We start from the raw sequence: 13,307 nt of genomic DNA on the forward strand, positions 1-13,307 counted from the left end.
CTCTGGGTATTGTCCTGGTATGCTCTGGATCCTGTACAGGAATACTAGTGCGTATGAGCATTCCCAGACAACTCCTAGACAACTCTCTGACCACTCTTAGACAACTCCCTGAGCATTCCGCTACAGCCTGTCTGCAACCATTTCAGCCAACTACTTAACCATTTCCCAACCATCCAATAAATCCCAGTTCAGACTGTTCTCCCTGCCAACCTGTCATTGAAACCCTTTTTTGGTTATCTTTGCCATCCCAAAAACTGAATTGTTGATGTTAGAGCGGATGAATCATACCATGCACGAAGAAACCAGGCAGGGAGAAGCTTATGCTCCCTTTGTAAATGACCCTTCTGCATATAATAAAAAATTCTATATTGAAAGCTATGGTTGCGCAATGAATTTTGCCGATAGTGAGATCGTAGCCTCCATCCTGAACGAAAACGGATTTGGCGCTACCCGCAATTTCGAGGAAGCCGACCTGATCCTGATAAATACGTGTTCTATTCGTGAGAAGGCGGAACAAACCGTGCGTAAACGTTTGACCGAACTTCGCAAAGTTAAAAAACACAATTCCGGCGCCCTCATTGGTGTACTGGGTTGTATGGCCGAACGCCTGAAAGGGAAACTCCTGGAAGAAGAAAAGCTGGTTGATATGGTGGTGGGGCCCGATGCCTACCGCAGTCTGCCCGACCTTATCACAGAAGCGGGAACCGGCCAAAAAGCCGTGAATGTGCTGTTGAGCCGGGATGAAACCTATGCCGACATCTCCCCCGTTCGGCTGGATAGCAATGGTGTGGCGGGTTTTGTGAGCATTATGCGGGGTTGTAATAATATGTGCTCGTTCTGCGTGGTACCCTTCACCCGGGGCCGCGAACGCAGCCGCGATCCTCATTCTATTATTAGGGAATGCACTGACCTGTTTAATTCAGGATATAGAGAAGTAACCTTATTAGGCCAAAATGTAGACAGCTATTATTGGGTATCTGAAAATTTAAACAGTACGCAAATAAACGGAGTGTCCGCCAACTCCCCCTCCACCGGAGGGGGCCGGGGGGAGGCTGTAACCTTCGCCAACCTGCTGGAAATGGTGGCAATGATCGATCCTTTATTACGTGTTCGTTTTTCTACCTCGCACCCCAAAGACATTACCGACGATGTATTGTTCACCATGGCGAAGTACGAGAACATTTGTAAATATATTCACCTGCCGGTACAAAGCGGTTCAACCCGGGTTTTGCAATTGATGAACCGTACCTATACCCGCGAATGGTATATGGCCAAGGTAGATCGCATTATGGAAATAATGCCCGACTGCGGCATCAGCTCTGATATCATTGCCGGTTTTTGTACCGAAACTGAAGAAGACCACCAGGATACGCTGAGCATAATGCAGCACAGCAAATACGATATGAGCTATATGTTCTTTTACAGCGAGCGCCCCGGAACCCTGGCTGCCCGCCGCTATCAGGACGATATACCTGAAGCTATAAAAAAACGGCGGTTAGATGAGATCGTAAAACTGCAAAATGCGCTGAGCCGTGAAAGTAACCTGAAAGACCTAGGCAAAACTTTTAAAGTGCTGATTGAAGGAAACAGCAAGCGCAGCGACCAGGACTGGATGGGACGTAGCAGCCAGAACAAAGTAATAGTGTTCCCGAAAGAACAATACCAACTGAACAAAGGCCAATACGTAATGGTTAAAGTACATGATTGTACCGGCGCTACATTAATTGGAAAAATTGAACCCTGAATAATGGTAACCGGTTACCTTGATCGGGTAACTGGCGCCCTGCAATGATCGCCTGATTGTAACCATATGAAACTATCAGTTTGGCAAAAGTGCCAAACCAGACCTTTACTACACAAGGGCGTTTTTATAACATAACTCATACAGGGCATGCCCTGATTAAAATAATCCGGATCACCTTCATGCAAAATTATCATTGATAACCGCTGAGGGTATCTGAAATAAATTAGTAGAAAGTGGATATTCAAAGTATCAAAAACAGGTTCAGCATTATCGGCAACTCGCCGGCATTGAACTTTGCCCTGCAGGTAGCTGCACAGGTAAGCAATACCGACCTGACCGTGCTGATAGCCGGAGAAAGCGGTGTAGGTAAAGAAGCATTTTCAGTGATCATTCATTCCTTATCAGCTCGCAAACACAACCCGTTCATTGCAGTAAACTGTGGCGCCATTCCCGAAGGCACTATCGACTCGGAATTGTTCGGCCACGAAAAAGGCTCCTTCACCGGCGCCGTTGATGCCCGTAAAGGTTATTTTGAAACAGTGAACGGCGGTACCATTTTTCTCGATGAAATTGGTGAAATGCCATTGGGTACGCAGGCCCGCCTGCTGCGCGTGCTGGAAACAGGGGAGTTCATTCGCGTAGGTTCTTCAAAAGTGCAAAAGACCGATGTGCGGGTTATTGCCGCCACCAACAAAGATCTGCTCACCTTCACGCAAAATGGTAAGTTCAGGGAAGATCTGTATTACCGGTTAAGCACGGTTCCCATCAGGGTGCCCTCCCTGCGCGACCGGCCAGAGGACATTCCCCTCCTGTTCAGACGATTCAGCGTTGATTTTGCAGAGCGCTATAAAACCACACCGGTGCAGCTGGATGATGAGGCCAAAGATGTGTTAATAAACTATCCGTGGCCCGGTAATGTGCGTGAATTAAAGAATATTGCAGAACAAATTTCCGTGCTGGCTACCGATAAACTGGTTTCATCCAATGAGTTAAAACGCTTCCTCCCCAACCGGGACATGAACCGGCTGCCGGTGCTCGCCAATCCAAGCACCAATCCCGTAGCCAATGGGCACGAATTTGCCAACGAGCGCGAAATTTTGTACAAGCTCTTTTTCGATATGAAGAAGGATGTAACCGAGTTAAAGAAGATGTTTGTAGATATTCTGCAGAACCCGGGTACCAGCGTGCAAAATCAGTCGTTATTAAATGAGCTGAAGTCAAAAGAGCTGTTGCCTGCGGCCTATTCGCAGCCTGTTGTTCAGGGCCCCGCCCAGCAGGTAATGATCCATCATGATAACGACGATATTCATCATCATGAAGAAGTGGATGAGTCGCTGAATATAATGGACAAGGAAAAAGAACTGATAGAGAAAGCACTTAAAAAACATAAAGGCAAACGGAAAGACGCGGCGTTGGATTTAGGCATTAGTGAGAGAACGCTCTACCGTAAACTTAAAGAATATGATATTAAAGAATGATAAAGGAAATCGGCAGAAGGCAGAAGGCAGAAGGCAAAGAATAACTATACTTTTTGCCCTTAGCCTTTTGCCGGTTGCCTTGCTTTTCGCAGGTTGCTACAGTTTCAAGGACATTGGTTCCATTCCGCCTGAAGTAAAAACCTTCAGAGTAAACTATATTGAGAACAAGGCGCGGTATGTAAATCCGCAGCTGAGCCCGCAGTTAACTGATAAATTGCGCCAGAAGATCATGAGCCAAACCAGGTTAAGCGGGGTGCAGGGTGATGATGCTCATTACGACATCAGTGGTGCGGTTACCGGGTATAATGTTACCACTTCGGGTGTTTCAACCGGTACCAACAATAATGGTACAACCCAGCAGCAGGCATCTATTCAGCGGCTTACTGTTATTGTGCACCTCAATTTCAGGAACAACCTGGACCCTACAAAGAATTTTGAAGCCGATGTTTCCCGTAACTTCGACTTCGGAGCTACCCAGTCGCTAACACAGGCTGAAGCCCAATTAAACGAGACCATCATCAAAAACATGGTGGATGAAATTTTCAACCGAATTTTTTCAAACTGGTAAGCTGGTTACATGCAATATCACATTCAAACACTGGTCAAACACCTTTTCGACAAAGACTCCTTTGAACAGGTGACTGAACAGGAACTGAAACAGTTCACTGACGATTACCCATATGCTGCGGTTGGACAATTCCTGTATGCCAAAAAGCTGAAGGACATTGGCTCCTATAATCATTATGAACAGGGGGAACAGGCTTCTCTTTACTTTCATAATGCATTGTGGTTACGCTTTCAACTCGACCAAAAGGAAGATGCGCCTGTTATACCGGTAAAAGCGGAAGAACCGGCCCAGCAACCAGGGTTTAGAATTGTGGTGCAAATGCCCAAAACGGACACTCCGTTTAGTAACCCGCCATTAGCGGTTCAACCGGAAACGCCCGGCGAAGAAGAAACTGCCTTACCAGCTGCAGCGGCTGATGTGCCTGCAGAACCGGTACAGGAAACAACGGCTCCTGCTACTGAAGAACCAGTTAAGGAAGAACAGGAAATAAGCCTGCAGGTAAATGAAGACGGCTCCCTGGTTGAACAGGAAGAGGCGCCCCAACAGGGTGAAACAGCCTCGGCAGTAGCCATTGCCGAAACCAGCCAGTTGGCCGAAGAAAACAATCCTGCAGAAACCGCCGCCAATGCGGTGAGTATTACAGAAGAAGTATTGATCCCGCCCACTACCGTTTCGGGAGAAATTGATAAGGAAGCAGATGAAATTGTGCCGGCCGTAGAAGTGACCCGTGCCGAGCTGGAAACCGTGCCGATGGAAGACGACATAGTACCGGCCGTTGAGGTTACGAAAGTGGAGATGGAGGTTACCGCCCAGGCCGATGACATTGTGCCCGCAGTAGAAATAGCTCCTGAGGAACTGGCCGCCATAGCCCCTCAAACGATCGGGGAAACAGTTCAGGCTCCGGCTGAAATTGCTATTGAAGAACAATCAGTTGAAGAGATCAATGAAATAATTCCTGCAGCAGAACCTGTAGCCATTGAGGCGCAAGCCCCCACCCAGCCGGCAGGCTTTACCGCCGCCACGCAGGAAGGGAGAATGTCGGTTGATCTGGGTGAACCGGTCTTTGAATCGTACCACACCATCGACTATTTTGCGTCCCAGGGTATAAAACTGTTACAGGAAGAACTGAAAGACAAACTGGGTAAACAGCTGAAAAGCTTTACCGACTGGTTGCGGAGCATGAAACGCGTTGGTCCTGTTGAATCTACATCATTAGACGAAATTACCAACCAAAGCATTCAGCGTATTGCCGAACATTCGGTAGAGGAAAAAGAGGTATTGACCGAGGCCATGGCCGAAGTTTGGGCCAAACAGGGAAATACCAATAAGGCAATACGTGTATACGAGAAATTAAGTTTGCTTAATCCCGCCAAAAGCCCTTATTTTGCGGGTCGAATTGAACAATTAAAAGCACAGTGACATGATCATTTTGTTTCTGGTATTCATAATTATAGCTAGTGTGGCCATGGGGCTACTTATCCTGATCCAAAACCCTAAAGGCGGCGGATTGGCCGGAAGCATTGCCGGTTTTAATTCCCAGTTCATGGGCGTAAAACAAACAACCGATGTACTGGAAAAAGGTACCTGGGTTATGGCAATTGCTATTGCCTTGTTGTGTTTGTTCTCAGCTTTCTTTATCCCCGAGGGTAAAGCAACCAGAGCCGAGTCAATAAATGCCCGTCCTTCATCCGGAGCCACCGCCCCTAACAGCGGATCACCTTTACAAAATACTGCACCCGCACCAGGGAAATAAGATATTGTAAAAAAATAACGGAACCCTGTCTTTAATTTGGGCAGGGTTTTTTTATTTTGGTGAATGGTCAATCGTCAATGGTCAATAATTCACAAAATTTCTGCATTCCCTATTCGTTATTAACCTCGAAAATAGGGTTCTATTCACCATTGACCATTCACCATTCACGATTAGCATAGTTCTTGCACTCGCAGAATGGAGAAGGATCAATATCAATAGATGATAAAAAATTAATCTATATCCCATGTTCAGAAAACTGGTAACAAGCGTTCTGATTATTGTAGTGCTGGCAGGCGCCTTTGCCGGCTGGCAATTCTTTACAGCCAATACCGCATTCCCTCAAAAATCGAAATACCTCTACATATATACCGGTCACGCCACCTGGCCGGAAGTGCTGAAATCAGTTCGCGACAGCAACCTGGTAAAAAGCCCGGGCATGCTCGATCTGTTAGCCACCAAACTCGACATACCGGAAAAATTGAAGGCCGGCCGCTATGAAATAATGAATGGCATGAGCCTGATGGACATCACCCGGCTCCTCCGCAATGGCACCCAGGCCCCGGTAAAACTCATTATTACCAAGCTGCGCACCAAAGAAAACCTGGCTGGCTTCCTGGGCCGCAAAATGGAAATAGATTCCATGGATGTGCTCAATTACCTAACCAATCCCGACACCCTGAAACAGTACGGGTTCGATAGCAATACGGTTATGGCCATGATCTATCCCAATACCTATACCTATTTCTGGAATGCTCCCTTACACACCGTATTCGAAAAATTCTACGGCGAGTATAAAAAGGTATGGACAGACACCCGCCGTGACGAAGCGCGTAAACTGGGGCTTACACCCGCCCAGGCGTACACGCTGGCCTCTATTGTAGAAGAAGAAACCAATAAATTATCAGAGAAAGATACTATTGCCAGCGTATACCTGAACCGGTTAAATAAAGGAATGCGGTTACAGGCCGATCCTACGGTAAAATTTGCCCTGAAAGACTTTACCTTAAGACGTATTTACGAAAAACATACCCAGGTAGAATCGCCTTATAATACCTACAGAAATACCGGGTTGCCACCCGGACCTATTTGTACCCCTTCGGTACAAACACTCGATGCAGTTTTACAACCGGCACAAACAAATTATCTTTATTTTGTAGCCGCAAGTGATTTTTCGGGCCATCATTTGTTCACCTCAACATTTGAGCAGCACGTAAAAGTGGCTAATGATTTCCGCAAAGCACAGGACGTAGAACAACAGAAAAGAGCAGCAAAAGACAGTTTAGAAAAACATAAATGAATGTAGAACGCGTCATATTGAACTCACCCCCTATTCGCTTTTTTGCTGAAAAAAGTAAAAAAGTGGTATTACCCGGTTTCGACGGTGTACCTCTGTTCGATGTAGTAAAGTTTTTTAAAGAACAGATCCGCCGGGTGGGTTTAACAGAACGGGCATCGGCCGTTTCCTATAACTTTATCATGTCCATTCCGCCCTCGTGCCTGTTCTTATTTACGCTGATACCACAATTGCCATTTATTCGCAAGGGCCAAATAAAACGGCAATTGCATTCTATAATCCGCGACATCATTCCGGCTGATACGTATAACAAAGGTATCATCACGTTTGTAGACAGCTTTTTTAAAGAAGACCACATAGCGTTGTTGTCGTTCGGTTTTGTGTTGTTGATCTTTTTCGCTTCCAATGGCATGATGGGTTTAATGCGTTCTTTCAATAAAAACTATATTGGTTTTGAAAAACGCACCGGGTTAAATACCCGCATAGTAGCCATCAAGCTTACAGTCATCATTATGGGCTTAATCTTAGCCTGCTTAATATTACTGATTGCACAAAACGCGGTGCTGAAATGGTTAGGTATTCAAAATACCACGGTGTTGCAATTCATTGGTATAGCAAGATGGCTGTTTATAGTCGCCCTGATCTTTTATGCCATTGGGTTTATTTATAAATATGCCCCGGCTATAAAAAAACGGTTCAGGCTGTTCTCCCCAGGCGCCATCCTGGCCACTTTCTTAAGCATCCTTACTACATTAAGCTTTTCTATTTTTGTAAACAACTTTGGGAAATACAATGCCCTGTATGGGTCAATAGGTACCATCATTGTTTTGATGATTATCATTTATATTAATTCGCTTGTGTTGCTCATTGGATATGAATTAAATGTAAGTATCCACTCTATTAAAGCCATGGCCGATGAACGCCAGAAACAGCATGAAACTATCAATGAAGACCTCATTTTGCGCGATCGCGTATAACATTTGTTAAACGGCTCACATTACAATTATTCCCTATTTTTTAATAAAATTTTAAAGCTGCGCCCCGGAAATAAACTAGGTAAAACCAGCATTTTTTAGTAAACTTTGCATAGCTGTTTGTCATAGAGATCTGCTACAATGAAAGCTCCGCAATAAAATTTTCATGAAGGGACAGAATACAATGAAAATCTTATTCAGGTTTTACCCCGCCCTGTTAATACACTTTTTAATTAAATGTCAAATGAAAAAAGCAATACCCGGCTTGTTGCTGTTGCCTGCAATGGTTTTGTTTGCATTTGCTATGAAAGACCCATTGCCATTGGGATCAGGTATTCCGAAAGCAGACAATAAGTTAAAAGACATTTCCGGCAAAGAAGTGACATTAAAGAACGCTATAAAGGAGAACGGCCTGCTGGTAATGTTTAGTTGTAACACCTGCCCTGTGGTTATTAATAATCAGGCCCGTACTAAGGAAATCTGTCAGTATGCGACAAGCAAAAGTATTGGTGTGGTTTTGTTGAATGCTAATGAAGCTAACCGAAAAAGTTCTGAATCATTGACCGCCATGCAGGCGTATGCGAAAGCGCAGGCGTATAACTGGTATTATGCCGAAGATAAGAATAATGAGCTGGCCGATGCATTTGGAGCCTCCCGTACACCGGAATGTTTTCTGTTCGATAAAAATGGAAAACTGGTTTATCATGGCGCCATTGACGATAGTCCATCATCCGATGCTGCCAGTGTAACCCGCCATCATTTAAAAGAAGCGATGAATGAGGTGCTGTCCGGAAAGGAAGTATCGGTAAAACAATCGAGATCGGTTGGTTGTAGTATTAAGAGAATCTCTTAACACCAATAAGTCCCGTTTTTAAAATCTGTACAATCCCCTGCCAATTGGTGGGGGATTCGCATTTTCGTGAATAGGCAAACGGCAGACGGCAAACGGCAAACATGGCTCGCGATTCTTTGCAACTAATAAACGATCTTGCACCGCGGAATATTCTCTGCCTTCTGCCTTCTGCCCTGCTCCAATCAATGTTGTACTGCTTACATGACCCTCTCTCTTGTTGACATTACTCCCCACAACAATCTATTCCATTCATATTATGGCTATTATGCCAACTCAAAAAGGCAAGGCATAAAAAATGCTGCATATACAACAACCTCTATACCCCATGCCGCTACATATAAAAAACACTAAAAAATGTTCAGAATGAAAAAAACAATCTTTTATTCATTTGCAGTATGCGCTACGTTCTCTCTTTTTGCCTGCCAGGGCCCCGCGTCAAAGAATGGTAAAAACACCGACTCAACCGGTATCAATGAGGCGCCGCCTAATGATGCAGATAAAACCCGCGATGTGAATGCTATGCCAGATTCATCCCGTACGGGCGCAACGGCGCAAACTACCGTTGATGATAAAACCCACACTTTTATGAATGATGCTGCCGTTGGTGGCATGACGGAAGTAGAAGCCAGCAAACTGGCCACCGAGAGAGCTACGAATCCCCGGGTAAAGATGTTTGCAGAAATGATGGTACGCGATCACAGCGCTGCCAATGATGAACTGAAAACAATTGCCCGCGGAAAGAATGTAAACTTACCTGCCGAACTGGGGGGTAAAAATCAGGACCACATAACAGACCTCAGCAAAAAGAAAGGTACTGACTTTGATAAAGCCTATATGAAAATGATGGAAAGCGACCATAAAGACGTAGTAGACGAATTTGAAAAATGTGCAAAGAATGGAACCGATCCTGACATAAAAACATTTTGCTCGCAAAAATTACCAACGCTTAGAATGCACCTGGATTCAGCGAAAGCTATTAATAAGAGTTTGAAATAGTAATTCAGTTGATCTGTTGACCAGTTGATCAGTTAACCAATTAACTGATCAACTGGTTAACTGGTTAACTGGTTAACTGGTTAACTACTTCTTCAACCCTACCAATCTGCCTACTTCCAAATCAATCTGCCTGTCCGTCATCGGGCGGCCAAAGAATTTACGATAACCTGTTTTAGGATCTATATACAAAGTAGAAGGCAGCGTGCCATCCCATTTGGGATCTATCTTCGGACAAAAATAATCGGCATTGGTTTCGTTCAACCACAAAAAGGTCGCTTCGAAATGTTTTCTCTTAATGAGGTCAACGATCTTATTGGGATAAGCCGTAGCAAAGTCGAGGCTCATTAATACCAGCTCCACTTTTTGATCACTGTACTTCTTTATCGTTTCCATAAAGTAAGGTATTTCCCCCACACAGGGCGCACACCAGGTAGCCCAGCAATTCAACACAATAGGATGATCGCTGTTTTTGATATACTCCTCCACCTCGGTAACCTTTACCTTCTTTATTGTTTGACAGAAGGCCAACGAAGTAAGAAGTAGGAAGAAAGAAGTAAGATAAATGGATTTCATTTGAAACTTAAGTTTAATATTGATAAGGGCTGCAAATTGCCTTTAGCCTATTGTCCATTGCTTATTGATTCCTCTTCCTCAAAACCCCACTTTTCCAACAACTCATTCATTAGATGCGATGGTATCCGGCTTTTATCATAATGCCCTGCCAGTTTCTTTTGCCGTTGCGCTTCATACAGCGTAACAGCACAGGCAACAGAAATATTAAGCGATTTAATAATACCTACCTGAGGAATAATGAAATTGCCATCGGCCATGGCCCTGATCTCATCACTTACACCTGAATGCTCGTTGCCAAACACCAGGGCAATCCGGCTGGTAAAATCAATATCGTATAAATTAACCGCATCACTGCTAAGATGGGTGGTTAAAATGCGGTCATATTTCTGGCGCAGCGCCGCAAAACAGGCTTCCGCATCGGTGAACTGGTAAACACTCAGCCATTTGGCGGCGCTGCTGCTGCTTTTGGCGCCCCATTTTTTATGGCGGGGAATTTTGGTGTTCAACACATATATTTCCTGCACCCCTACTGCATCACAGGTACGCATCACGGCTGAAATATTATGCGGATCAGACACATTTTCCAGCACTACCGTTAAATCAGTTTGCCGCTTATTTAATACAGCCAGCAGGCGGGCATGTCTTTCGGGAGTCATATTTAATATTTTGTTACACGTTTTTACTTGAGCCTTGTGCCTTGTTTCATGTATCTTTTTCTATTACCTTCACGCTACAGATTGAAAGTAAACCAATTACCTATGCTCAGAAAAATCCTGAAGATCACCGGAATATCCCTTGGCGTTTTGTTGGTGATCCTGTTTGTGGCCCCTTTTATTTTCAAAGGCAAGATCATTGCCATTGCTAAAGAACAGATCAACAAGAATATCAATGCCCAGGTTAATTTTAAAGACCTCAGCCTCTCCTTTTTTCGTCATTTTCCCCGGGTTTCTGTAGCACTGGAAGAGCTACAGGTAGTAGGCACCGATGTATTTGCCAAAGATACCCTCATCAGCGCCAAAGAAATTGATGTAGCTGTGAACCTTTTCAGCGTAATCGGCGGCAAGAATATGAAAATTTATTCGGTTAATATCGATGAACCGCGTATTCATGCCATTGTTACCAAAGAAGGCAAGGCCAACTGGGACATCACCAAACCCGATACGGCCACTGCCCCCACCCCAACCGGTGATACGGCAGCTTCCCCTTTTCAAATGAACCTGCAGCATTATGCCATCAAAAATGCATACGTAAAATATGACGACGCTACCACGGGCATGAGCACCGAGCTGGTGAATTTAACGCACGAAGGCAGCGGTGATTTCACCTCAGACCTGTTCACGTTGAAAACGAACACCAATGCAGATGCCGTAACTTTTATTTACGGCGGCATTCCCTACCTCAACAATACCAAAACCGGCATCGACCTGGATATTGTGGTAGATACCAAAAACAGCAAATACACCTGGAAGACAGATGAAATAGCCCTAAACGGGTTAAAACTCGCTACAGACGGCTTTTTCCAGTTGGTGAATGACAGCACCTACAATATGGATATTAATTTTAAAGCGCCCTCAACCGACTTTAAAAGCATTCTGTCGTTAATCCCTGCGGTGTATGCCCAGGACTTCGAAAAAATTAAAACAAGCGGTAAAGCGCTGTTCAATGGTTTTATCAAAGGAACCTACGGCGGCAAACAAATACCCGCTTACAACATCAATCTCGAAATACAGGACGGGTTCTTCCAGTATCCAGATCTGCCCAAACCAGTTCAGCACATCAACCTCGTGGTAAAAGTGAACAATCCCGATGGGGTAACCGATAATGCGGTGGTTGACATTCCCAAAGCGCATATTGAATTTGGAACCGATCCCTTCGACTTTCATGTGCTGTTTCAAAAACCCATGACCGCCCAGTACATCGATGCAGCCGCCAAAGGCAAGCTCGACCTGGCCACCATTACCCAGTTTGTAAAGCTGCCCGGCACCAAGCTCGCCGGTAACCTCGATGCCGATGTACAGGCAAAAGGCAGCCTGGCTGTTGTACAAAAACAACAACCCGGCGATTTCACCGCCAAAGGGTATATCGACATCAGCAAACTGTATTATTCATCAAAAGATTTTCCGGCGCCGATACAAAATACCAGTGCAAGAATAAACTTTGAAAGTCCTGATGCATTAGCAGACCATGCGGTGATAAACATCCCAACGGCGCACATTGAAATAGGCAAAGATGTGGTTGACCTGAACCTGCTGTTGAAAACACTGGCCTCAGATCCTTATTTTGATGGAACCGCCAAGGGCACGTTCAACCTGGCCAACATTGCCCAGTTCTATAAATTTGAACCAGGCACTTCACTGGCCGGTAACCTGAACGCCAATGTATCGGTAAAAGGGAAGAAATCATCCATCGATAAAAGTCAGTACGACGCCATACAAACTGCCGGCACTGTACAAGCTACTAACGTCAGCTATAAGTCGAAAGATTATCCCGATGGCGTTAACCTGAAAAATACCCAGCTCACCTTTAACCCTAAAAACGTTACGGTGAACGATGTAACCGGTAATTTCCAGGGTACCAATTTCAACGCCAATGGCCATTTCGATAACCTGATCGGCTATGCATTGAAAGATGAAACACTGGCAGGTGTACTGAATGTGTCGGCCGATAAAGTGGACCTTAACAAATTAATGGGCACTACCAGCGCTACCGCCACCCCTGCCCCGGCCACAAAAGACACGGCCACCAAAACTACTACTGCTGCTGCTGCAAGCGAACCGTTTGCGGTTCCCAAAAACCTGAACCTTACGCTCAATGCCAAAGCAGGCGATGTTAAATACGACAAGGTAGATTATAAAAATATTGCCGGTACCCTTGCTGTAAAGGATGAAACCGTTAGTATGAAAGATGTAAAAATGGAAGCCCTCGACGGCACCATTGCACTGGGTGGCTCCTACTCTACCAGAGTAAGCAAAAAGAAACCCGATATTTCGCTTACGTATGATGTGCAGAATCTGGACATACAGAAAACTTTCTTTGCCTATAATACCGTACAAAAACTGATGCCGATCGGAAAA

12 protein-coding genes are annotated in these 13,307 nt (G+C 44.9%); 10 read left to right on the forward strand and 2 right to left on the reverse strand.

The window, feature by feature from the left end:
- The first annotated feature begins 265 nt into the window (after positions 1-265).
- From miaB to ACJ751_RS28490, 9 genes are all read left to right on the forward strand, one after another.
- Positions 266-1,744, forward strand: a complete 1,479-nt coding sequence (gene miaB, locus ACJ751_RS28450) for a tRNA (N6-isopentenyl adenosine(37)-C2)-methylthiotransferase MiaB (RefSeq protein ID WP_407748932.1) — start codon at positions 266-268, stop codon at positions 1,742-1,744.
- A gap of 233 nt (positions 1,745-1,977) precedes the next feature.
- Positions 1,978-3,222, forward strand: coding sequence for a sigma-54 interaction domain-containing protein (locus ACJ751_RS28455; protein ID WP_407748933.1), 1,245 nt, complete (start codon positions 1,978-1,980; stop codon positions 3,220-3,222).
- Complete coding sequence (gene lptE / locus ACJ751_RS28460; RefSeq protein WP_407748934.1) at positions 3,206-3,790, forward strand: LPS assembly lipoprotein LptE; 585 nt, start codon at positions 3,206-3,208, stop codon at positions 3,788-3,790. The genes ACJ751_RS28455 and lptE overlap by 17 nt, the downstream gene beginning before the upstream one ends.
- A 9-nt stretch (positions 3,791-3,799) precedes the next feature.
- On the forward strand, positions 3,800-5,209 hold the full coding sequence (locus ACJ751_RS28465; RefSeq protein ID WP_407748935.1) for a hypothetical protein: 1,410 nt from the start codon (positions 3,800-3,802) through the stop codon (positions 5,207-5,209).
- A gap of 1 nt (position 5,210) precedes the next feature.
- Positions 5,211-5,543: a preprotein translocase subunit SecG gene (gene secG / locus ACJ751_RS28470; RefSeq protein WP_407748936.1), complete on the forward strand. Its 333-nt coding sequence runs from the start codon at positions 5,211-5,213 to the stop codon at positions 5,541-5,543.
- 244 nt (positions 5,544-5,787) lie between these two features.
- Positions 5,788-6,840: an endolytic transglycosylase MltG gene (gene mltG / locus ACJ751_RS28475; protein ID WP_407748937.1), complete on the forward strand. Its 1,053-nt coding sequence runs from the start codon at positions 5,788-5,790 to the stop codon at positions 6,838-6,840.
- Positions 6,837-7,814 carry a YihY/virulence factor BrkB family protein gene (locus ACJ751_RS28480; protein WP_407748938.1) on the forward strand — a complete coding sequence of 326 codons (978 nt, stop codon included), beginning with the start codon at positions 6,837-6,839 and terminating at the stop codon, positions 7,812-7,814. The genes mltG and ACJ751_RS28480 overlap by 4 nt, the downstream gene beginning before the upstream one ends.
- A gap of 241 nt (positions 7,815-8,055) precedes the next feature.
- Positions 8,056-8,664 carry a thioredoxin family protein gene (locus ACJ751_RS28485; RefSeq protein WP_407748939.1) on the forward strand — a complete coding sequence of 203 codons (609 nt, stop codon included), beginning with the start codon at positions 8,056-8,058 and terminating at the stop codon, positions 8,662-8,664.
- Between the two features lie 363 nt (positions 8,665-9,027).
- The gene (locus ACJ751_RS28490) at positions 9,028-9,660 is read left to right on the forward strand and encodes a DUF4142 domain-containing protein (protein WP_407748940.1); all 633 of its coding nucleotides are present in this window, start codon (positions 9,028-9,030) and stop codon (positions 9,658-9,660) included.
- Positions 9,661-9,744: 84 nt separating this feature from the next.
- Here ACJ751_RS28490 and ACJ751_RS28495 read toward each other — a convergent pair whose 3' ends face one another.
- Positions 9,745-10,233, reverse strand: a complete 489-nt coding sequence (locus ACJ751_RS28495; RefSeq protein ID WP_407748941.1) for a TlpA disulfide reductase family protein — start codon at positions 10,231-10,233, stop codon at positions 9,745-9,747.
- A 47-nt stretch (positions 10,234-10,280) separates the two neighbouring features.
- Complete coding sequence (locus tag ACJ751_RS28500; RefSeq protein WP_407748942.1) at positions 10,281-10,889, reverse strand: TrmH family RNA methyltransferase; 609 nt, start codon at positions 10,887-10,889, stop codon at positions 10,281-10,283.
- A gap of 102 nt (positions 10,890-10,991) precedes the next feature.
- Between ACJ751_RS28500 and ACJ751_RS28505 the strand changes: the two genes are divergently transcribed.
- The coding region (locus ACJ751_RS28505) for an AsmA family protein (RefSeq protein WP_407748943.1) at positions 10,992-13,307 on the forward strand (2,316 nt) is incomplete at its 3' end.

This window comes from Niastella sp. (assembly GCF_045805085.1).
GTDB lineage: Bacteria > Bacteroidota > Bacteroidia > Chitinophagales > Chitinophagaceae > Niastella.

Bases quoted from the DNA above. Each gene is read 5' to 3' on its own strand.
- miaB (WP_407748932.1), top strand. From the start codon at position 266: ATGTTAGAGCGGATGAATCATACCATGCACGAAGAAACCAGGCAGGGA.
- lptE (WP_407748934.1), top strand. From the start codon at position 3,206: ATGATATTAAAGAATGATAAAGGAAATCGGCAGAAGGCAGAAGGCAGA.
- ACJ751_RS28465 (WP_407748935.1), top strand. From the start codon at position 3,800: ATGCAATATCACATTCAAACACTGGTCAAACACCTTTTCGACAAAGAC.
- secG (WP_407748936.1), top strand. From the start codon at position 5,211: ATGATCATTTTGTTTCTGGTATTCATAATTATAGCTAGTGTGGCCATG.
- mltG (WP_407748937.1), top strand. From the start codon at position 5,788: ATGTTCAGAAAACTGGTAACAAGCGTTCTGATTATTGTAGTGCTGGCA.
- ACJ751_RS28480 (WP_407748938.1), top strand. From the start codon at position 6,837: ATGAATGTAGAACGCGTCATATTGAACTCACCCCCTATTCGCTTTTTT.
- ACJ751_RS28485 (WP_407748939.1), top strand. From the start codon at position 8,056: ATGAAAAAAGCAATACCCGGCTTGTTGCTGTTGCCTGCAATGGTTTTG.
- ACJ751_RS28490 (WP_407748940.1), top strand. From the start codon at position 9,028: ATGAAAAAAACAATCTTTTATTCATTTGCAGTATGCGCTACGTTCTCT.
- ACJ751_RS28495 (WP_407748941.1), bottom strand. From the start codon at position 10,233: ATGAAATCCATTTATCTTACTTCTTTCTTCCTACTTCTTACTTCGTTG.
- ACJ751_RS28500 (WP_407748942.1), bottom strand. From the start codon at position 10,889: ATGACTCCCGAAAGACATGCCCGCCTGCTGGCTGTATTAAATAAGCGG.